This is a genomic window from Paenibacillus xylanexedens, from assembly GCF_017874615.1.
Lineage (GTDB): Bacteria > Bacillota > Bacilli > Paenibacillales > Paenibacillaceae > Paenibacillus > Paenibacillus xylanexedens.
Genome location: NZ_JAGIKV010000006.1, coordinates 313,639 through 334,476 on the forward strand (window position 1 = coordinate 313,639; position 20,838 = coordinate 334,476).

Genomic DNA, 20,838 nt, shown 5'->3' on the forward strand with positions numbered 1-20,838 from the left:
CTGAAAGCCACATCAAGGGTCAAATTCATCCCCTCATAAACAAAGAGCAATCCCGTAATAACGAGACTGCTCTTTGTTTATTCTATAGCGTTGGACACCTTGTATCAGAAATATTGTGCGCCATTACTTGCAATGACATCTTTGTACCAGTGAAAACTCTTCTTTTTCACTCTGCGAAGTGTGCCCGTACCATCATTATTTCGGTCTACATAGATATAGCCATAACGTTTCTTCATCTCTCCGGTACCCGCACTGACCAGATCAATCGGTCCCCAGCTTGTGTAACCTATGAGCTCTACACCGTCTTGAATCGCTTCAGCCATCTCGGCAAAATGACTATTCAAATATTCGATGCGATAATCATCTTCAACGGAGTCATTGTCTAACAACACATCGGTTGCGCCAAGTCCATTTTCTACGATAAACAACGGTTTGCAATAGCGGTCATGAAGCTGATTACATGTAATACGGAGTCCTTTGGGATCAATGGTCCATCCCCACTCGGAAGCTTGCAGATACGGGTTCTTCACTGAACCAAATACATTGCCTTCTGTCGAATCTTTCAAAATCTCAGGGTCCGTACTGGTGCACCGGCTTGCATAGTAGCTAAAACCGATATAGTCGACCGTGTTCTGCATCAAGATATCTGCATCTTCCGGTTGCATGTCAATCCGAATGTCATTTTCTCCGAAAAATCTTTTTGTATAACCCGGATATGCTCCCTTCGACTGCACGTCGATGAAGAAGAATGATTCGCGATCTTTCTCCATAGCCTTCCACACGTCATCCGGGTTAGAACTGTATGGATACACCATTCCAGCGGCTAACATACAACCAATCTGTGCACCAGGAATGATCTCATGACAAGCCTTGACAGCAAGTGCACTCGCTACCAATTCATGATGTGCTGCCTGATAAAGAACCTGATCTTTGTTTTCACCATCCTGCAGAACAATACCCGCTCCAATGTACGGGAGATGCAGCAACATGTTGATCTCATTAAACGTCATCCAGTATTTCACTTTATTCTTGTATCGATTAAATAGCGTCGTCGCATATTTCTCAAAGAAACCAATCATCTTACGATTCTTCCACCCGCCGTAAGTCTCGACCAGATGTACAGGTACATCGAAATGGCAGATCGTCACGACAGGTTCAATGTTGTATTTTAATAACTCATCAAAGACATCATCATAAAATTGCAAGCCTGCTTCGTTTGGCTCCGCTTCATCACCATTAGGGAAAATCCGTGCCCAGGCTATGGAAAGCCTGAGGCACTTAAATCCCATTTCTGCAAATAACGCAATATCTTCCTTATATCGATGATAGAAGTCAATAGCTTCATGTGAAGGATAGAATTCCCCTGCTTTTGGCTCATACGAATCCAGGTTACCCAGAGCAATATTCCATCGATTGGCACCAATCGGAATCAGATCTACCGTTGTTAAACCTTTGCCACCTTCCAGATAAGCACCTTCCAATTGATTCGCTGCGGTTGCTCCTCCCCAGAGAAAATTCTCCGGGAAGGCTGTAAACTTTTCATTCATTGAGGAGTTCCTCCTTAACCATCCTTAGTTTCAATTAGCTTAATACCGTGATCAATTTATCTTTCTCATGAACGGATGCATCTTTTGTTCCTACAACGTCCAGATAATTTGAAGTATTAGTAACAATGATCGGTGTAACCGTCTCATACCCTGCATCCTTAATGGCTTGCAGATCAAACTCAACAATAAGGTCACCTGCGTTAACACGGTCTCCATCCTTCACATGGGTTGTAAAATGTTGACCTTTCAGCTTGACCGTATCCTGTCCAATATGGATCAGCATCTCTACACCATCATCGCTTACCAGACCAATGGCGTGTTTGGTACGATATACGGTTTGAACAACACCTGTGATTGGAGATACCACTCTACCACTGGTTGGACGAATTGCAATCCCTTTACCCATGTGCTCACCTGCAAACGTTACGTCATTAATTTCATTCAGTGCAACAACTTCACCAGCCATTGGGCTGACAATTTCGTATCTGCTGTTCGGATTTGGATCAAGTACTGGTGCTGGAGCTGGTGTAGCTTCCACTTTGTCTTTGAATCCAACCACGTATGTCAGAATAAAACCAAGGATGAACGCGATACCACATGCAACCAGAGCCATATAGAATCCGGAATCAACGCCTGTTGCCTTATTAATGAAGCTTGGGAAACCGAACACACCCAGTCCACCAAAGATGTATAATTTTGAACCGGCCAATCCCAAGATACCACCACCGATACCACCTGCAATACAGCTCATGATAAACGGTTTTTTCAGTGGAAGTGTCAGACCGTAAATTGCTGGCTCGGTTACACCGAAGATCCCAGAGATGAAGGCCGGAATACCTAAAGATTTCAATTTCGTATTTTTGGTTTTCAGTATAACCGCAAGTACAGCACCGATTTGGGCAAAGGAGGCAGCGAAAGACATGGCAATTACCGGATCAGCTCCAGAAGTACTCAAGTTAAGAAGCATGACTGGCACGAGTCCCCAGTGGAGCCCAAACAGTACAAACACTTGCCACAAACCACCGATAATCAAACCTGTAACAACTGGACTTAAATCGTAGATGCCAGTTGCTCCTGCACCAATCAACTGTCCTGCCCAAGTGGATACTGGACCAATCAGAATGAATGTTGCCGGAACGATAACGAGCAAAGTAAAGAATGGAACAAGGAACGTGCTAACAACTTTAGGAATAATATTTTTAAAGAATCTTTCAATTTTAACAGCGAAGAATGTAGCAATAATGATTGGAATAACCGATGTTGAATAGCTCATCAGAATAACTGGAATACCCAGGAACGTAATGTGAATCGGTGATTCAATTAACGTACCCGCAAACAGGGTGTACAATGGATCTCCAGCAGTCAGGCCGGACAGCGTAGGATAAACTAATGAAGCACCTATCGCCATACCCAGGAACGGTGAACCGCCAAATTTCTTGATTGCCGTGTAACCAAGGAAGATCGGGAAGAAGTAGAACAGACAGTCACCCGTTGCATTCAACAGTTGGTACGTTCCAGAAGTGTCTGTAATCCATCCAAAGGATAAAAACATGGCCGTGAAACCTTTGATCATACCTGTGGCAGCCAGCAAACCAAGTAGTGGTGTGAACACACCGGAGATCATGTCGATAAATCGGCTGAACAACCCTACTTTTTTGCCTGAGTTATCCGTTTCCTCTTCAACTTGTCCTTCACTTGGGAAATTCCCTACTTTAACAACTGCTTTATATACATCCGGCACTTCGTTGCCGATAACAACTTGATATTGTCCACCACTTTGCATGACGGTAATAACACCTGGCAGATTTTTAAGTTCTTCCGTTTTGGCTACGCTTTCATTTTTTAGTTTAAACCGCAGTCTTGTTACGCAATGGAATACACTGTTTACGTTCTCGCGACCACCTACACGTGACAGAATGTCCTTAGCTAATTGATCGTAGTTGCTCATTGTAATTCTCCCTCTCTAAGTAGACTCCCCATGACTTTTGAAACAAATAAAACCTGAACCACTGAACATACACAACATACCGGATCGTCCGGAAATCAGTCGTGTTATTCAGCAATTCAGGTTTTGCCCTTAACGGTTGCAACCCTGTAAGGCTGTACACATTGGTATTTAATTATTTGGATAACGAAAGTAAGTTACATTCCATACCCTCTGAACTGAGGATGGTCGGCATTGCCTGATTGAACAGTTACAATCCGATTGATGTATGCGCTTACTTCTTGAACTCATCATAGTACATCTGAACTACGTTTGCAACACTTATTTTTATTAATTTCACAAATACATTTTAGTGGCTGAAAATGAAAAAAAGAGACCACTTCGAAAACATCAAAGTGGTCCCTATAAAGCTAATGTTCAGATTAATAAAATACGCATTATAGCAGAATTAACCAATAACCGTAACCAATTTATCCTTTTCTTGCACTTCACGACTTGTTGTAGCAACCACGTCCAAATAATCAGCCGTATTAGTTACAATAATCGGTGTTACGGTCTCATATCCCGCCTCAATAATGGCCTGCAGATCGAATTCAACGATCAGATCGCCAACACTCACACGATCTCCATCTTTCACATGTGCAGTGAAATGTTGACCTTTGAGCTGCACTGTATCCTGACCAATATGGATCAAAATCTCTACACCTTGATCATCTACAAGACCAATTGCATGTTTGGTACGATAAATCGTCTGTACCACACCATTAATCGGGGATACAACTCTCCCACTGGTTGGGCGAATAGCAATCCCTTTACCCATATGTTCACCAGCAAATGTAGCATCATTAATTTCTTGCAAAGGAACTACCTCACCCGTCATCGGGCTGGCAATTTCGTAGCGATTGTTTGGATTAGGCTCAAGTGCAGCCTTCTCTTCTTTTACTGGCTCTGGAGCCTGTTTGGCAGCCTCCGGATTAGCAGGATCTTTGAATCCTACAAAATAAACGAGAACAAAGCCTAGTACAAAAGCAATGATAGTGGCAATCATCGCCATCCAAAATTCATAGTTGATCCCTTCTGTGGGGCTAATCAGCGCTGGAACACCAAAGATGCCTGAAGCAAATACAAACATTTTGGAGCCAGCGAAGCCAATAATACCACCAGCGGTTGCAGAAGCAATACAACTCATAATAAATGGTTTTTTCAATGGCAAAGTAAGACCATAAATAGCAGGCTCAGTTACACCAAAAATCCCGGACACAAAGGCAGGAACACCCAGTGATTTGAGTTTGGTATTTTTCGTTTTGAGCATAACGCCAAGAACAGCACCAATCTGAGCAAAGGAAGCAGCAAACATCATCGCCAGAATTGGATCTGCTTTCAGTGTGGACAGATTAAGCAGCATGATTGGTACGATACCCCAGTGTAACCCGAAGATAACCAATACTTGCCACAATCCACCAACAACAATACCTGTTACCAATGGACTCAAGTCGTAGATGCCCGATACCCCGGCACCAATCAGCTGACTTGCCCATGTTGCGATTGGACCAATCAAGAGGAATGTTACAGGTACAACAATCAGAATTGTAAAGAATGGCGTGAGGAACGTTCTCACAACAGAAGGAATGATCTTTTTAAAGAACGCTTCTACCTTTGCTCCAAAATAAGCAGCAATAATAATCGGAATGACGGATGAGGAATAACTCATCAAGATAACGGGAATACCCAGGAACGTGATATGAATCGGTGATTCAAACAATGTGCCTGCAAACAGCGTATAGAGCGGTTCCCCACCACTAAGACCGGATAAGGTCGGATATACTAGTGATGCTCCGATGGCCATCCCGAGGAATGGAGATCCACCGAATTTTTTCATAGCTGTGTAACCCAGGAAGATCGGGAAGAAGTAGAACAGACAGTCTCCTGCAGCATTCAACAATTGATATGTTCCTGAAGCCGGGTCCAGCCATTCGAGAGAAGTAAACATGGACAGGAAACCTTTGATCATCCCTGTTGCAGCTAGCAATCCGAGAATGGGTGTAAATACACCTGAGATCAAGTCGATAAACTGACCCAAGAGACTCTCTTTTTTACCGGAATATTCTGAATCATCACTTGAGACCGGTTCATCCGCATTCATATTACCCACCTGTAACAAGGCTTTATACACATCAGACACTTCGTTACCCACTACTACCTGGTATTGCCCCCCGCTTTGCATTACCGTTATAACTCCAGGTAAATTTTTAAGTTCGTCTGTTTTGGCATTATTGTCATTTTTTAATTTGAAACGAAGTCTGGTCGCGCAGTGCACCACGCTGTTAATGTTCTGTTTTCCACCAACACCAGACAGAATGTCCTTGGCTAATTGTTCGTGTTTCATGAAGTCTTTTCTTCCTTTCTGGCTAGACACGGATTCGGAGCATATTGGAGAGAATAAAAAAACCTGAACATCTGAATGTATGGAACATCCGGTTAACGGTATGTTCTGTCATTCAAGCGTTCAGGTTTTGCCCTAGTGGTTGCAACCCTGCAAGCTGATCTATGGGATTATTCAGAAGTTGCATTCACAACTCTCTCAATATGAATCGTTAAGTACATCAATTCTTCGTCAGTTAGTTGATACGTGTAGTTGCTTTCAATGAATTTCTTGATTTTCTCCGAGCACTTGTGCGCTGCTGGATACTTTTTCTGAATCATCAGGAACAGTTCATCATCGTTGTTGCTCTTGTAATGTTTTCCCTTCACCAAACGTTGGGCGAAAAACTTCAAATGCGTCACAAAGCGATAAAATGTCAGTGAGTTCTCATCAAAATCAATCTTGAAATGATACTTGATGATTGTCAAGATTTCCTGCATGACCTGCGTCATATTCTTGATGTTGGGCATTTCCTCGTTCAAAGCTGCATTAACAAAGTGAAGTGCCATAAAACCGGCTTCGTCCTCAGGCAAGATCACACCAAACTGATCACAGATCATATTGAGCGCTTCCATTCCGACTTCATATTCCTCTTTGTATAACTGCTTTGTCTCCCAGATTAAACCGTTGCGTATGGGCAGATTCTTGCGATACCGCTCAATGGCAAAGTGAATATGGTCTGTGAGATGTAAGTAAATGCTCTCATTTAATTTCTTGCCAAGTTTTAATTTGGCGTAAGCGATGATTTCCTCGGATACTTTCATGTATTCCAGAGGAATGCTTGAGATTAATGCCTTGAAGTTTTCCTGAATATCTTCATTCTGTAAAGTAAATATCTTGTCGATATGCTGCTCGGAAACCATATCACCCGCCCGCTTCTGATAAGCAATCCCCCGGCCAATGATAATAACTTCCTGTTCGTCATTCATTGCAACTACAGCATTATTGTTCAGCACCTTCTCGATTTTCACTTTATCACTCCAATATACAGAAAAAGACAAACCAATCCCTTTTCTCAAGGTATACGGCTTTGCCTGATTCAACAGTTACAACCCGATATGTTGTACGCGCTTCCCTCATAATATTACAAATTTCTACACAGTGCAACATAAAGTTAATATCGAATTAGCATGACTCCTGATCTAGGTAAATATACTCACAGGACTGAGCAAATCAAGAATTATTTTACAGGGATTCACGGTTTATTGTTTTTGTTGTCTTTCTCCAGCTCTGCTTCAATTTTTCGATTAATCATGTTCATTTCTTCTGAACTCAAACGATCGACATCTTTAAATTGCTTATCCATCTCGTACTCTTTCGCCTCACCTTTGTTCATTAGCCCCAGATGATTCTTGATGTCTCGGATATCTTCACGCATATGCATCGTCTGACGGTAATGATCTACAACGAGTGCAAAAATAATACCCCCGGCCACTATTGGACCAAATGGGATCAGATAACATAAAACAAGTCCTATGAGCAAAAATATAACAAAGTACATGATGTAGTGCCCCTCTCATATAAAGTATCTACTTTGCTAAGTTAGACGTTTCTCAGATTACAAATTAAATCGTTTCTGGATTAACTGTGCCACTTCATCCGGACTCTTGTGTGTTATCAATCCTTATGTAGTGCTCATGCTTGATTTCTCCCGTTTCCGAGTTCAATCGATAATGCTTCATCGTATCAAGCAAATCTCGCTCAGACCACGCGATGTCACGCTTGGTTGGCTTATGTAACAGGCGATGCGGACTTTTATTGCGCTCTAGTCTTTCTGATGCATCAGCCTCCAGTTCCACATAACAGACCTGACCTCCATTAGATTCGAACAATTCGCTGATTTTACGGATATACTCTCCATCTTGCTCCAGATCAAACGCCCATACAAAAGTAAAAATCAGACCTGGCAGATCACTCTTTGCCACTTCTTCAAAAATCTCCTGACGGAACAGATTAACCAGTCGTTTGCCTTGTGGTGTACCATAGCTGAAATAAGGAGACACCAATTCAATGGTCATATGGTTATGAAACAATTTAAGCTTTGTTATCTTCTCCAGTTCTTGCCCAACCGTCATTTTGCCCACAGCCTGCGGACCAAAAATAATCACCAATTTCATTTGATCACTCCTGACAAGGTAGTGTTCATTCCATTAATTCAATTTTATGGACATTAAACTCTATAATACCTTCTTTAGGGCAAATAAAAAAGAGGTTTCAAGTGATTCCCTCAACGCGTGAGGGCTTGAAAACTCTTTATATTTAATTGAATATGTTTATTTATACTTACCGTCCGATCAGTACCCATCCCCACTTCATCCGCCGCAATCCCATCGAGCAGATCCATGAGATCAGGAGGGCCACAACATAAGATAGAATGATGCCCACGCTGAAGTGCCGAACCAGGTCATCTGTGAATTCACGCCTCCAGAAGAGCAGTACGAGTGGATGCATTAAAAATACACCGAACGCAACTGTACCCAAGGAGTCCAGAATACGCGTAGCTTTACGAACCTCGGTATGTTTTCCTGTGCCGATTCGTTCACTAAAGATCAGTAGAAGCAGGCAGGCTGACAAGGTAAACAGATTACGGAACAGGAACAGCACGGTATAGGTTATAACCGGGTATGCAGCAAAAGCGGTTTTGATATAAGCATTACCATATATAAAAATGGCACCTCCACCCAACAACGCAGCTATGAGCATATAACGGTGAGTATACAGTTTGTTCAATGCCCACTCAAAGTTCAACCCAACCCATGCGCCAAATCCAATCACGATCAGATAACTGGGTAACAAACTTCCTGTCCGTTCGAAGTGAAACTGCAAATGAAGTGCATAGAAGATCGCTTGGCCCGCAATAAAGAATAATGGCAAGTACCGATTAAACAAACGATGGCGTGTAAGGGACAGAAGCCATGGAAAAACGATATAGAATTGAAGAATAATCAGAAAAAAGTACAAGTGCGTATGAGCGGTTCCCATCACTAATTGTTTGGCAAATTGAACACCATGGGTCAACGGTTCTTTGCCCGCAAGCAACTGTTTAATGGCAAAGTAGATAAGGGACCACACCAAATAAGGTACAAATACATTAAATAAACGCTTCTTATAAAAAGCGAGCATCCAACCCTTCTCATTCACCTTGGAGCTGTAGTTGTAGAACAAGACCAGAGATGACAGGAACAGAAACGCTGGAACCGCAAATTGCAAAAACGTGTTCCAGAAATAATACACATCATGATCTAATGTATGCTTGGGGTAATGCGCAACTGCTGTTGAAGTTGCATGAATAGCTACCACTGCCATGATGGCAAAAGCACGATAGAGATCCAGATACTCAATTCGCCGGGGCCGATTAACCGGTTGATTCATAAAGATAACCTCACTTGTGCCTGATATGGGATGATAGTTTCCGGCCGCAATCCAGATTCTATGCTTCATTTTAATCAGCACACGAGGGTAATACAATCATAATCCATATTATTTTCGTTATATTACATCATTATTCTGCATTATTCGACATTCTCTATCCAGAATCGTTCAACAACGTTGCCATTGGACTCCACATAGTCTTCATCCCGAATGCCACCATTTCGAAGGATAACCCTTCTGGAAGGCTCATTAACCGCATCACATACGACCAATACTTTGGAAATCCCAAGCTCTCTCGTTTTCTCCAAAGAAATCCTGAGAATTTCGGAACCATAGCCATTGTGCCGCTCTCCTGGACGAATACCATATCCAATATGCCCTCCACTGTTGAACAATTTATCGTTAAGCTCATGCCTTATATTCACGGCACCCACGATTTGTTGACTCTCCGTGACCAGCCAATATGTACTGTCTTTGACCCAGTCCTCCGGGATGTCGATCCCTTGTTCATTGCGCTGCAAAAACGCCAACATCTCATCGAACGCATAAGGATCTTTGGAAATGACCCAAGGTACCATTAATTCTCCACTTCTGACCCAGTCTTCATAAAATGCCAAATACGCATCCTTATAGGCTTTTGATGGTTTAATTAATCTAACGTGTTCTTTCCCCATGATCATTACAACCTCCCAACAGATATTGATATTGCCACATTCTCTCTTCCAGGACACGACGTTCTTGTTCTTCCATCAAAGAGTCATAAAAGATAGCTTTCACTGCATAGGTTGCGGCATGCACCGCATGGCCTTTTACATGGGCCGTTGCAGCTGCGTGTCCCGCCGCACGAGATGCAGCAGAGGCAGCGACATGATCGGTTTCCCGTGCAGCAGCATGAGCTGCAAAAGCCGCCTTTCGAGCATCAACCATGGTAATCTCACCACAGATCCAACCTCTTCCTGCGTCAATGGCATCACGGGCGCGGAGATCCTCCGACTTCTTCTCAAATATATACAAGACACGTGCCGCACACTCCGCAGCCCAACAGGCCAATGTATGGTGATCCTGTTGCTTAGCCAAATCCTCTATTTCACTATGTAAAGGTGCATCTTTGAATGCAGGTTTTGCCATGGTCATGCTCCTTTCATTGTTCAAATACTACAAATTCACTCTCAGACAAGTTCGAAAAAGGACCTGCGTGTGTGCAGATCCTCTTCAAGTGTCCCTCTTAACGCTTATTCTATCATTATACGGACTCTGTCAATGTAGCCTCCTGAACATCCCGATCCTTTTTCGCATTCGTGTCTTTGTACGTAAATTGGTAACTCCCAGATCCAAGTGTGACTTCAACATCGTCTTCAATGTTTTGAATATCCTGAACTCCACTCATCTGATCCAACTGATCCAACGGTTTCCCTTGTTCCAGAACGATCTGTGCAGCTGCTCCAGGAAGACGTACCGTACCTCTCGTGTTGGCGGGAATATGCACCCGAATCTCCATTTCACCCTCCGCCAGCCGGTGCCAGCTTGAAGCAACTTGACCATACATCGTCTCCAGACTCGCTTCCACCCAATCCAGTCCAGGTCCGGGTTGCGGCTCGATATGCACCATTCGGAATCCTGGCTGATGTTCATCGGACCGAATGCCGGCAACGTAACGATACAACCATTCTCCAATCGCTCCGTACGCATAGTGGTTAAATGAGTTCATATCAGCACTCCAGAGACTGCCATCCTCTTTGATCCCATCCCAATGTTCCCAGACGGTCGTTGCGCCTTGAGTCACCTGATATAACCAGGACGGATAATCCTCCTGAAAAAGTAATGTATAAGCCAGGTCGTGAAGACCTGCATCACTCAATACCGGATTCAGATAAGGTGTGCCTACGAAACCTGTAGTAAGATGATTGCCCGCCTCTTTCACGAGTTTCGCCAATTGATCAACAGCACGAGTTCGGGCAGTCGCGTCCAGCAGGTCAAATTGAAGCGCAAGAACATGTGCTGTTTGCGTAGGAACAGCAATTTTGCCGGCTGGAGTCACGAATTCATTTCGAAACGCATGAACAATGTTTGTATGCAACTCCTTGAAATATTCAGCATCATCTGTCTTTCCAAGGACCTCAGCCGCTTTTTGAGTTAACGACACCGAATAGGCATAGAATGCCGTTGCCACATAATCCGTGTCCGTTGCGCCGACATAACTATCGGGCTTGGAGTCCAGTCCCAGCCAATCGCCAAAGTGGAATCCCGTGTTCCACAGATACGGATTGTCACCCTGCACATGAATATACTCGATCCACTGCTTCATACTCTCATATTGTTCGGCCAGTAATCTGGCATCCCCATACATCTCATAGATGGTCCAAGGACAGATAACTGCTGCATCCCCCCAAGCCGCTGAGGAATGACTGGTGTCTCCCCACCCTTCTGACGTGGAACTTCTCAGATCCGGAACGAAGAATGGAATACCTCCATCTTTTCCCTGATCCGCTTCCAGATCCCGCAGCCATTTGGTGAAGAAGGGTGCCGTATTCATCAGGTAGGAAGACGTGCGGATAAACATCTGTGCATCCCCGGTCCATCCGAGCCGTTCATCCCTCTGTGGACAGTCTGTCGGCACATCAAGGAAATTCCCCTTTTGCCCCCACAATATATTGTGATGCAGTTGGTTCACCAGTGGACTGGAGCATGAGAACTGACCTGTTTGCTCCATATTCGAGTGCAGTACGATTCCGGTGAATTCATCCAGACGAACGTGTTCCGGAAAGCCAACCAGCTTCACATAACGGAACCCTTGGAACGTAAAATGTGGTTCAAATGATTCCACGCCATCCCCCTTGCACGTGTAGCGAATACACTGCTTGGCGGCGCGAAGATTATCGGTGTAAAAGTTGCCTTGATGATCCAAGATCTCAGCATGGTGCAACTCAACCGTCTGACCCGCCTCACCTTGAATGCTGAATCTCACCCATCCCACCATATTCTGCCCCATGTCTATTACACGATCTCCCTGTGGGGTTGTTAACAAAGCGATTGGCTGTAGCTGTTCTACTTGGGTGACGGGCACGTTCTCCTGCGCAACGATGATATCTTTGGGATGCTCCAGTACGTTCACGGGTGACCAATTCGTCTGAGATGAATCCGACCAATCGGACTCCATTCGTGCATCATACGTCTCCCCCATATAGATGTCCGACATACGAATGGCACTAGGAGCAGCGGTCCAATCCCCATTGGATAGAATACATTCCTCTGATCCATCTGCGTATTTCATATGCAGTTCCAGCAGCAATGCGGACGTTGAACCAAATATCTCCCGTTCTTTGTTCCAGCCAAGATATCCTCGGTACCAGCCATCTCCCAGATTAGCCCCTAAAGTATTCTGTCCATCCTGAAGCAGGTGGGTAACATCATAAGTTTGATATTGTAATCGCTTACGATAAGAAGTCCAGCCAGGTGTAAAATAATCTTCTCCTACTCTTGTGTTGTTCATATGCAACTCGTATAATCCAAGTGCTGTTACATATATTCTGGCAGACGTAACAGGTTGTTTCACATTAAACTGCTTGCGCATACGCGGGCATGAAGTATCTCCATCATCTGATGGTTGAGCTGTGATCCATTCTGCTTGCCACTTGTTATGACTATCCATAAGTCCCATCTCGAAATAAGCCGTTTCGGACCAGCCCGAATCACTTCCTGCATCATCCCAGGCCAGAATTCGGTAGTAGTATCGCGTTCGCGGAGAAGGCTGAAAATGGTTTAATTCCACATGTATGGATTGATCCGTGTTTATCTTGCCAGAATCCCATGCAATCTCATCAAAATCTTCTGAAATGGACAGCTGGATCTGGTATGCGGATTGCATGCAGTTCCGACGATCAGACTGTAACTGCCAGCTTAATCTCGGTGATTTGACATCAAGACCTATCGGATTAATTCTATACTCACAGCGAAGGTGACTAACGTTGAACATTAGCAGATCGTCCTTTCCATCTTGGCTTCCCATTCGGGGTTACGATATAATTATATCGATCCTGTTGTCGTAAATACCCGGTAATCCAGACTATTTCATCCGGTGATTCAGCCATCTGTGCGAGGAGGTTGCTTGTGAATTCATCTGTACAGCTCATGAAAAGTGAATACTTCCTGCATAATCATTTGCAACTTTTTGTCAATCGTTGCTCTGAAGATTTTGTGCTTCCTTTTCACGCACATGATTTTATTGAATATAGCTACGTTGCCGAAGGAAAGGGCTTTCATCATATCGGTGAAGATGTCATTCCGGTGACAAAGGGGATGCTGTTTGTCATTCCTGTCGGCGTTCCTCATGTCTTTCGTCCTGTCAGCACCAACGTAACCGAGCATCCGTTAATTATATATAATTGCTTATTTAATGCTGAATTGATCCACACGCTGACAGCAATCATTCAGGAAAAAGAAATCATTCAACATCTGATGGATCTGGAACAAAATCAGGTTCCTTATATATCCGTTGTGGATCACAACGACCGCATTGAAGAACTAATGGTGAAGCTGTACCGTGAATCCTCCGTTCCGGGAATCGGTTCGTCTACCATGTTATACACCTTGGTAAGCCAGTTGGTATTGATGACCTACAGACAACTTTATCAAAAGGAACATGATGAAGAGCATCATTCCACCGGTTTTGATTACATCCTTCACTATATCAAGGAACACGTGAGCAACCGTATTCGAATGTCTGATCTGGTACGTGTATCGGGCTGGAGCGAGAAGCAAATTGGGCGAATGTTTCTGCGACATACCGGACAGACCTTTAGCGGCCACCTGCAACACCTGCGTATACAAAAAAGCTGTGAACTGCTTAAGAGTTCACAGCACAAAGTCAGCCTGATTGCAGAGCTGGTTGGATATCGGGATATGGATTCATTCTATGCTGCATTCAAAAAAATAACAGGCGAAACACCTCTCGCCTATCGCAAAAAATCCAGAGCACAGCACTCTGGACAATAAGATTTACTTTCAGACACCAACAACTTGTAACACTTCATCTATGTATGCCTTGGCCTCTTTCCATGAAGACATCAACGGAAAGTTGTATCGCTCACGCTCCTGTATATTCCACGGATGTGGGATACAGATGACCTTTTTGCCGTCCTCATGCGCGGGGATCAGGTTATGTGCTCCATCATCAATGAGCAGATCGAAACCGAGCAAGTTTTTTCTTTTGCATGTAATAAACTGTTCTGCGGTTATAAAAGGCATATGCTGCTGAAGCCAGTTCCACTTCTCAACAACTGTTCTTGGTTCTGCTGCCGTCACAACAATAACATCATAAGCATCGTTCAGCTTTCGCATCTCATCTACAACATACTCGTCGTATAATTCCAATTCCTCGAACAGACCCGGCCGACCATAAAATACATCGTGCGTGCTCTCTGGATGACGCAAATGGGATGTATCCCAATGAATCATATCCTCGTAGCGCAACGGATGGGTCGGGAAGTTGAGGTTATTGTGATATATAGCCCGCTTGACCAGATGACATATCGTGTCATCCATATCTACAGCAATAATAGGCTTCTTCATGGTTATCCCTCCCCCAATACGATCACAGTATACCATCCAGAATGTTATGTAGTCATCTTTTTTACCTTGAAAATGCCAATAGCGTTGATGAGAATACTACCTGATTATATTAAAAAGGCGCCCCGGCGCCGTAATACCAGCTACGCCCGGGGTGCCTATATAAATTAATCTATTCCAAGTTCTCGCCATTCGAGGCAATGACTTTTTGGTACCAGCCAAAGCTCTTTTTCTTATAACGATTCAATGTGCCTTGTCCGTTGTCATCCTGATCCACGTAGATCACACCATAACGCTTGGACATTTCCGAAGTGGATGCACTGATGATATCAATCGCTCCCCAGTTGGTATATCCCATCAGGTCCACACCGTCCATAACGGCTTCTTTCATTTGTGTAATATGTTTTCTCAGATAATCAATCCGGTAATCATCGTTGATGGAACCGTCTGCTTCAACCGTATCTTTCGCGCCAAGGCCGTTCTCTACCACAAACAATGGCAGTTGATAACGGTCATACAGCTCTTTCAGTGCAACGCGCAGGCCGATCGGATCAAGCTGCCAGCCCCACTCTGTACGCTCCAGATTTGGGTTCTTGATCGTACTGTACAGGTTACCTCCGGTTACTCCATATTCCTCCGGGTTCACTGCGGACACCAAGGATGTGTAATAACTGAATGAGATGAAATCAACCGTGTGCTCACGCAGGATCTGCTCATCTCCTGGTTCCATGGCAATGGTAATCCCGTTCTCTGACCAGTACCGAGCCATAAACGTTGGATAACTACCACGAACTTGTACATCTGTATGCAGCAGGTTCAGCTGATTATCGATCTGTGCTTGCAGCACATCCTCTGGCTTCGACGTCGCCGGGTAGTGAATCATACGCGCAAGCATACATCCGATCTGGAAGTTCGGGTTAATCTGACGTGCTTTTTCTGTTACCAGGCTGCTGGCTACAAATTGATGATGAAGTGCCTGATAAGAAGCCTGCATCGTGTTCTCAACTCGGTCTTCAATAATACCGCCACCTGTGAACGGTTCAATAATGGTTGTGTTAATCTCATTGAACGTCAACCAGTATTTAACCTTGTCCTTGTACCGGGTCATCACCGTTTCCGCATATCTCACAAAATGTCCAATCACTTCGCGACCAGCCCAGCCGTTATATTTCAGTACAAGCGCCATAGGCATCTCATAATGCGAGAGGGTTACAAGTGGTTCGATATCGTATTTCCGGAGTTCATCGAACACTTCGTCATAGAAGCGCAGTCCCTCTTCATTTGGCTCGGCATCATAACCATTCGGGAAAATACGCGGCCAGTTGATGGACAGACGGAATGTCTTGAAGCCTAGCTCAGCGAACAGCGCAATATCCTCTTTGAAACGGTGGTAAAAATCAATCCCGTAGCGTTTCGGATAACCTTCTGCACTATGATGTGACATTGCTTTCTCTACCGTTGCACTGGTAACGTGCATCAGTTCTCTAAGGTTGGTATAGTCCTTTTTCTCAAAATAAGGAACCATGTCGGCTGTCGACCATCCTTTGCCACCAGCGTCAAATCCACCTTCAGCCTGGTTAGCGGCAATAGCACCGCCCCATAGAAAACCTTCCGGGAACCCTTGTCGATTAATCATTCGAATCTCTCCTTCTTTTGTTGATATTGTTAGTCCTAAGACGGGCCGTTTAGATCTCAGCTTTCAAGACGTCTTCACCCATCGTGATTTCGCCCAATTTCACAGGTAGAACCTGCTTGTAATCAGCCGTATTGGTAACAACCATAGCGGTTGTAATGTCGTATTCTTTTGCAATCTCGGCCAGTTCAAATGTGAGTAACTTGTCTCCAGCCTGTACACGTGCTCCTGTAGCAACATGTGCATCAAAATACTGTCCACGCAGCTTCACCGTGTTAATTCCAACATGAATCAACAATTCAATTCCGTTATCACTGCGGACAACGATCGCATGTTTTGTTTTGAACACATTCATGATGGTACCTGTCACTGGAGATACCAATTCGCCCACCGTTGGAACAAATGCCACACCTTTACCCATCAATTCATCACCAAATGTTGGATCGTTGACTTCTTTGAGCGGGATGGATTTACCTGTCATCGGTGCAACAGCTACTGCATCACTCGTTGGTGTTGGATCGCCCATGTCGTCCAAGTTCACGCTTGTAGCATCGCTGGAAGCTACTTTCGCTGGTGCTGAAGAAGCGCCTGGTGAGAATTGAGCCAACGCCTCAGCGTCTCCTTCTTCTTCCTTAATACCAAATATCGTAGACATAATCGTACCCACGACAAAGGCCAAAATCATACCCCCAAAGGAATACCAGAAGGTTTGTCCGATCAGGGAAGGAAGTCCTGGGAGACCACCGTTACCCGCAAGCACATAAGCTTTTGCGCCAAAAGCAAGGGCGAATCCGCCACCTACTGCACTACCAATCATGGCTGCAGCAAATGGTTTTTTGTATTTCATGTTTACGCCGTACATAGCTGGCTCCGTTACACCCATCAGCGCTGTAAAGCTCGTGGACAATGCCACCGTTTTGAGTTTTTTATCTTTTGCCCGGAAGAATACGCCGAGTGTCGCACCAGCCTGACCCATATTGGAGATAAAGGTCAATGGCAAGAATTTATCAAAGCCCAGTGTAGCGATATTACTCAGGATGATCGGCACAAGTGCATAGTGCATTCCTGTCATAATAATGAGCGCCATCGCGCCGCCAAGAACAATACCTGCAATCAATCCGCCTTCATTCAGCAGCCAGTTGATGCCGCCAGACAATCCGCTACCTACAAATGTACCCAATGGACCGATCGCAATCAGCGTTACCGGAACCATAACAAGCAAGGTAATCAGCGGCACGAGCAGCAACTTGAGTGCAGCAGGGATAACGCGGTCAACCCATTTCTCAACATAGGACATCAACCATACAGCGAGTAAAATCGGAATAACCGATGAAGCATAACTTACCGCTGTAACCGGGATTCCCAAAAATCCAACCGTTTGACTTCCATCGAGTAACTTTGTCATATCCGGGTACATCAGTGCTGTACCTAGTGCAATCGCAACAAATGGGTTACTGCCGAATTTACGAGCAGCGCTGACTGCAATCAGTAAGGGCAGGTAGTGGAATACGCCGTCACCGATGGCTGAAAGAATACGATACGTATCCGTTCCGGCAGACATCCAACCTACGGACACGAATAGTGCAAGTAATCCCTTGAGCATACCTGCCGCAGTAATCGCTGGAAGCATCGGGGCAAAGACACCTGCGATTGTTTCAAAAATTTTCAGCACGACATTTTGTTTTTTATCCGACTTTGGCTCTTTGTTTTCTGTACTTTGCTGGATTGCCGGATTTTCCTTCACCATGGCATCGAATACTTTTGCCACATCATTACCGATAATGACTTGGAATTGATCGCCGGAAATATTCGTTCCCATGACCTTATCCAGTTTCTTGAGTGAGCCGTTATCGACTTTCTCGTTGTCTTTCAGATCAAAGCGCAAACGTGTGACGCAGTGATAAACTGAGTTAATATTGTTTGTTCCCCCAACGGCTTTAATGATTTCCTGCGCCGTTTCCTGATGTTTCATGATGTTTTCCTCCTCATTTTTCCAATAAAAAATACCCGAACGAATCTAGCGCATATTGATGGCGCCATCTCATTCGGGTATTGCCTGATTGAACAGTAACAAGCCCATAGGATATCCAGTTGTAATTTGATTCTATTGCGTGGACTTTGCGTCCCGCTTGGTTTTCATCAAACGTTCCAGATGGAGCGTTAGATATAACTGCTCAGAGTGAGTCATGTCATACTGATAGTTTTTATGGATAAAAGTCTCGATCTTGCCAATACATTTGAATGTCTCCGGATAGTTTTTCCGAACCACTTCATATAAATACTCCTCAGCATCATCATGTGAAGAATGAGTAATGACACGCTGACAGAAATATTTCAAATGGGTGATGAAGCGGAAATAATTGACGCTATCTTCATCCAATTCGACGTTGAAGTGATATTTGATGATATTCATGATCTCCTGCAACAGCTGCATTAGATGGGTGACATCGTTCATGGAATCATTGACTTCCGCATTGATGAAATGTAAGGCAATATTACAGATTTCATCTTTGGGAAACTCAATATCCAGTCTTTCTTTCAGCAAGGTCAGTGCTTCTCTGGCCACATCGTACTCCGCCTTATAGAAGTGCTGAACTTCCCAAGAAAGTGGATTACGAGTAATCATTCCTTTTTCCAAGCGTTGAACAGCAAAGTGAATGTGATCAGACAGCGAGACATAGATCCCGTCACTGATAGTTTTGTTCAATTGCGTTCGTGCCAGTGTCACAATATCATCTGTTGCCTGCAGAATCTCAATCGGCACTTCAGCTACGATGGATTTGAATTTCTCATAAATCGATGCATCCTGAAGACGAAATACCTTCTCAATACGCTCTTCATCAATCTCATCGCCTGCTTTGAACTTAAATCCGATACCCCGGCCGAGGATCAGTAGTTCCTGATTTTTGTCATCCACGGTACTGACAATATTGTTATTAAATATCTGTTTAATAATCATTATGGACCCACCTGGTTTTTTTTGAGGAATAAAAAAGGGCAAAACCAAAACAGAAATAATAAAATCATTTCCATAGTGGTTTTGCCCGCATTACCGGTAACAAGCCTCGGATCTAATTTATCATAACCTGAAAACGGTGTCAACCAAAAATACTACCGCTCTATTCCACTTTTTTAGGTCATATGAAACATTTACCTTTTATGTTATTTTGAAATGAGATATAACCTTTGATATTTAATAATATGACCCAAACTAATCAGGAGGATTCACTTTGAAAAAAATCACTTCGTTTACCGCCGTCATTGCTGCCATCTCGCTATTGTTATCAGCGCCGCCCACCTTGGCCGCAAAATCCAATGAACTCTCGTTAATAGAGAATTACATGTCCGCTGACCAGCTGGATCGGAAGACACAACAACTTTTGAGTGATGAACTAGTTAAACTCGTGGGGAAACAGAACATTCAATTCACCACAATAGACACATCATTTGATCCGTGGGTCATTAACGGAACTATTGATGGAACCGGGTTCGCCTATTTCACACAAACATACGATCCTGATACAAATCGTGTCGCGTCCACCCATATCATGTATGATAACGCTGATCTGAATAAAGTCATGGATAATGCGCTGCGCCTGAAGCTTGATGCCTTCTTAAAAACATTTGAGGATGAAGATATCTTCATTAAAAGTGGTTTTTGGCGTTTCAAAGCTAATGATCAGGACCATGGACATTTACTCCAAAACTACTGGGTCATCTTTGGACCAAGTCAACAACTTTACATCGATGTGGACAAAGATAATCAAATGTCTGCAATTCTGCAATATAAAATTGATGATTCCTATGCCTGGATGACAAACATAGCACGAAATTCACTCAAAACACTTGGAATACCCTCAGTAAAAGCTTTTGATTACACCTTATTTACCGTAGAAGGAAAAGATATGTTATGGCAGTATAGGGATGACGACAATCTAAATTACGTACATATCGGCAGCAAGACCGGAAAGGTATGGAAAGTCACCAACGAACTAGGTATCAACTGGAAAAATGATGCTGATTTCAAAAAGTCTTTTGCCAAGCCCAAGCTCAGCAAAAACAAAGCACTATCTATCGCTGTACCTACAGTCAGATCTATATTTGGTATTGAGCTAAAAGGTTATTCCGTTCGTATCCAAGAGAACGAGTACACCTTCACGAAAAAAGGAGCCACAACGCTTATCGGTAAAATCAATACAAAAGGCGCCTTTTATTCGTTTGAAGCTTTTCCTTCAAATGGGGTAAGAAACTAACTTACATAACTGTACTTGCCCAAAACTAGTTCCATGAAATGTAAATAGAGACACGCTTGACTCTCTGCGTAAAATAGAAGTACGACCAAATACTCTACGCA

At 43.8% G+C, this 20,838-nt stretch carries 15 protein-coding genes and 1 pseudogene; 2 read left to right on the plus strand and 14 right to left on the minus strand.

The features are described from left to right. Window positions 1–104: 104 nt before the first annotated feature. The 10 genes and pseudogenes from J2Z28_RS10665 to J2Z28_RS10710 all read right to left on the minus strand — a co-directional run bounded on the left by J2Z28_RS10665 (window position 105) and on the right by J2Z28_RS10710 (window position 13,259). Window positions 105–1,547, minus strand: a complete 1,443-nt coding sequence (locus J2Z28_RS10665) for a 6-phospho-beta-glucosidase (RefSeq protein WP_211082460.1) — start codon at window positions 1,545–1,547, stop codon at window positions 105–107. A gap of 34 nt (window positions 1,548–1,581) precedes the next feature. After that, window positions 1,582–3,495 carry a beta-glucoside-specific PTS transporter subunit IIABC gene (locus J2Z28_RS10670; RefSeq protein ID WP_100527334.1) on the minus strand — a complete coding sequence of 638 codons (1,914 nt, stop codon included), beginning with the start codon at window positions 3,493–3,495 and terminating at the stop codon, window positions 1,582–1,584. 445 nt (window positions 3,496–3,940) lie between these two features. Beyond that, a complete protein-coding gene (locus J2Z28_RS10675; protein ID WP_211082461.1) occupies window positions 3,941–5,878 on the minus strand; it encodes a beta-glucoside-specific PTS transporter subunit IIABC in 1,938 nt (645 codons plus the stop codon). 167 nt (window positions 5,879–6,045) lie between these two features. Further along, complete coding sequence (gene licT, locus J2Z28_RS10680; RefSeq protein WP_211082462.1) at window positions 6,046–6,885, minus strand: BglG family transcription antiterminator LicT; 840 nt, start codon at window positions 6,883–6,885, stop codon at window positions 6,046–6,048. Between the two features lie 224 nt (window positions 6,886–7,109). Beyond that, complete coding sequence (locus J2Z28_RS10685; RefSeq protein ID WP_211082463.1) at window positions 7,110–7,415, minus strand: hypothetical protein; 306 nt, start codon at window positions 7,413–7,415, stop codon at window positions 7,110–7,112. A gap of 57 nt (window positions 7,416–7,472) precedes the next feature. Next, window positions 7,473–8,031 (minus strand): annotated as a pseudogene (locus J2Z28_RS10690) (DEAD/DEAH box helicase family protein). 166 nt (window positions 8,032–8,197) lie between these two features. Beyond that, window positions 8,198–9,286, minus strand: a complete 1,089-nt coding sequence (locus J2Z28_RS10695; RefSeq protein ID WP_211082464.1) for an acyltransferase — start codon at window positions 9,284–9,286, stop codon at window positions 8,198–8,200. Between the two features lie 140 nt (window positions 9,287–9,426). Continuing rightward, on the minus strand, window positions 9,427–9,966 hold the full coding sequence (locus J2Z28_RS10700) for a GNAT family N-acetyltransferase (RefSeq protein ID WP_211082465.1): 540 nt from the start codon (window positions 9,964–9,966) through the stop codon (window positions 9,427–9,429). Beyond that, complete coding sequence (locus J2Z28_RS10705; protein WP_211082466.1) at window positions 9,941–10,414, minus strand: putative immunity protein; 474 nt, start codon at window positions 10,412–10,414, stop codon at window positions 9,941–9,943. Before J2Z28_RS10705 ends, J2Z28_RS10700 begins: the two co-directional genes overlap by 26 nt. 115 nt (window positions 10,415–10,529) lie before the next feature. Next, the gene (locus J2Z28_RS10710) at window positions 10,530–13,259 is read right to left on the minus strand and encodes an alpha-L-rhamnosidase (protein ID WP_211082467.1); all 2,730 of its coding nucleotides are present in this window, start codon (window positions 13,257–13,259) and stop codon (window positions 10,530–10,532) included. A 134-nt stretch (window positions 13,260–13,393) separates the two neighbouring features. On the opposite strand from J2Z28_RS10710, the gene J2Z28_RS10715 reads away from it, so the two are divergent. Next, entirely contained in the window at window positions 13,394–14,278 is an 885-nt protein-coding gene (locus tag J2Z28_RS10715) for an AraC family transcriptional regulator (protein ID WP_211082468.1), read from the plus strand. Between the two features lie 9 nt (window positions 14,279–14,287). Here the strand turns inward: J2Z28_RS10715 and J2Z28_RS10720 are convergent, their stop codons facing one another. The 4 genes from J2Z28_RS10720 to licT (J2Z28_RS10735) all read right to left on the minus strand — a co-directional run bounded on the left by J2Z28_RS10720 (window position 14,288) and on the right by licT (J2Z28_RS10735) (window position 19,443). Then, the gene (locus J2Z28_RS10720; protein ID WP_036613472.1) at window positions 14,288–14,854 is read right to left on the minus strand and encodes a 5' nucleotidase, NT5C type; all 567 of its coding nucleotides are present in this window, start codon (window positions 14,852–14,854) and stop codon (window positions 14,288–14,290) included. A 169-nt stretch (window positions 14,855–15,023) separates the two neighbouring features. After that, complete coding sequence (locus J2Z28_RS10725) at window positions 15,024–16,487, minus strand: glycoside hydrolase family 1 protein (protein ID WP_211082469.1); 1,464 nt, start codon at window positions 16,485–16,487, stop codon at window positions 15,024–15,026. Between the two features lie 49 nt (window positions 16,488–16,536). After that, entirely contained in the window at window positions 16,537–18,456 is a 1,920-nt protein-coding gene (locus tag J2Z28_RS10730) for a beta-glucoside-specific PTS transporter subunit IIABC (RefSeq protein ID WP_211082470.1), read from the minus strand. 132 nt (window positions 18,457–18,588) lie between these two features. Further along, complete coding sequence (licT, locus tag J2Z28_RS10735) at window positions 18,589–19,443, minus strand: BglG family transcription antiterminator LicT (protein ID WP_211082471.1); 855 nt, start codon at window positions 19,441–19,443, stop codon at window positions 18,589–18,591. Window positions 19,444–19,714: 271 nt separating this feature from the next. Here licT (J2Z28_RS10735) and J2Z28_RS10740 point away from each other — a divergent pair, with 271 nt between their 5' ends. Beyond that, a complete protein-coding gene (locus J2Z28_RS10740) occupies window positions 19,715–20,737 on the plus strand; it encodes a hypothetical protein (protein ID WP_211082472.1) in 1,023 nt (340 codons plus the stop codon). Window positions 20,738–20,838: the final 101 nt, after the last annotated feature.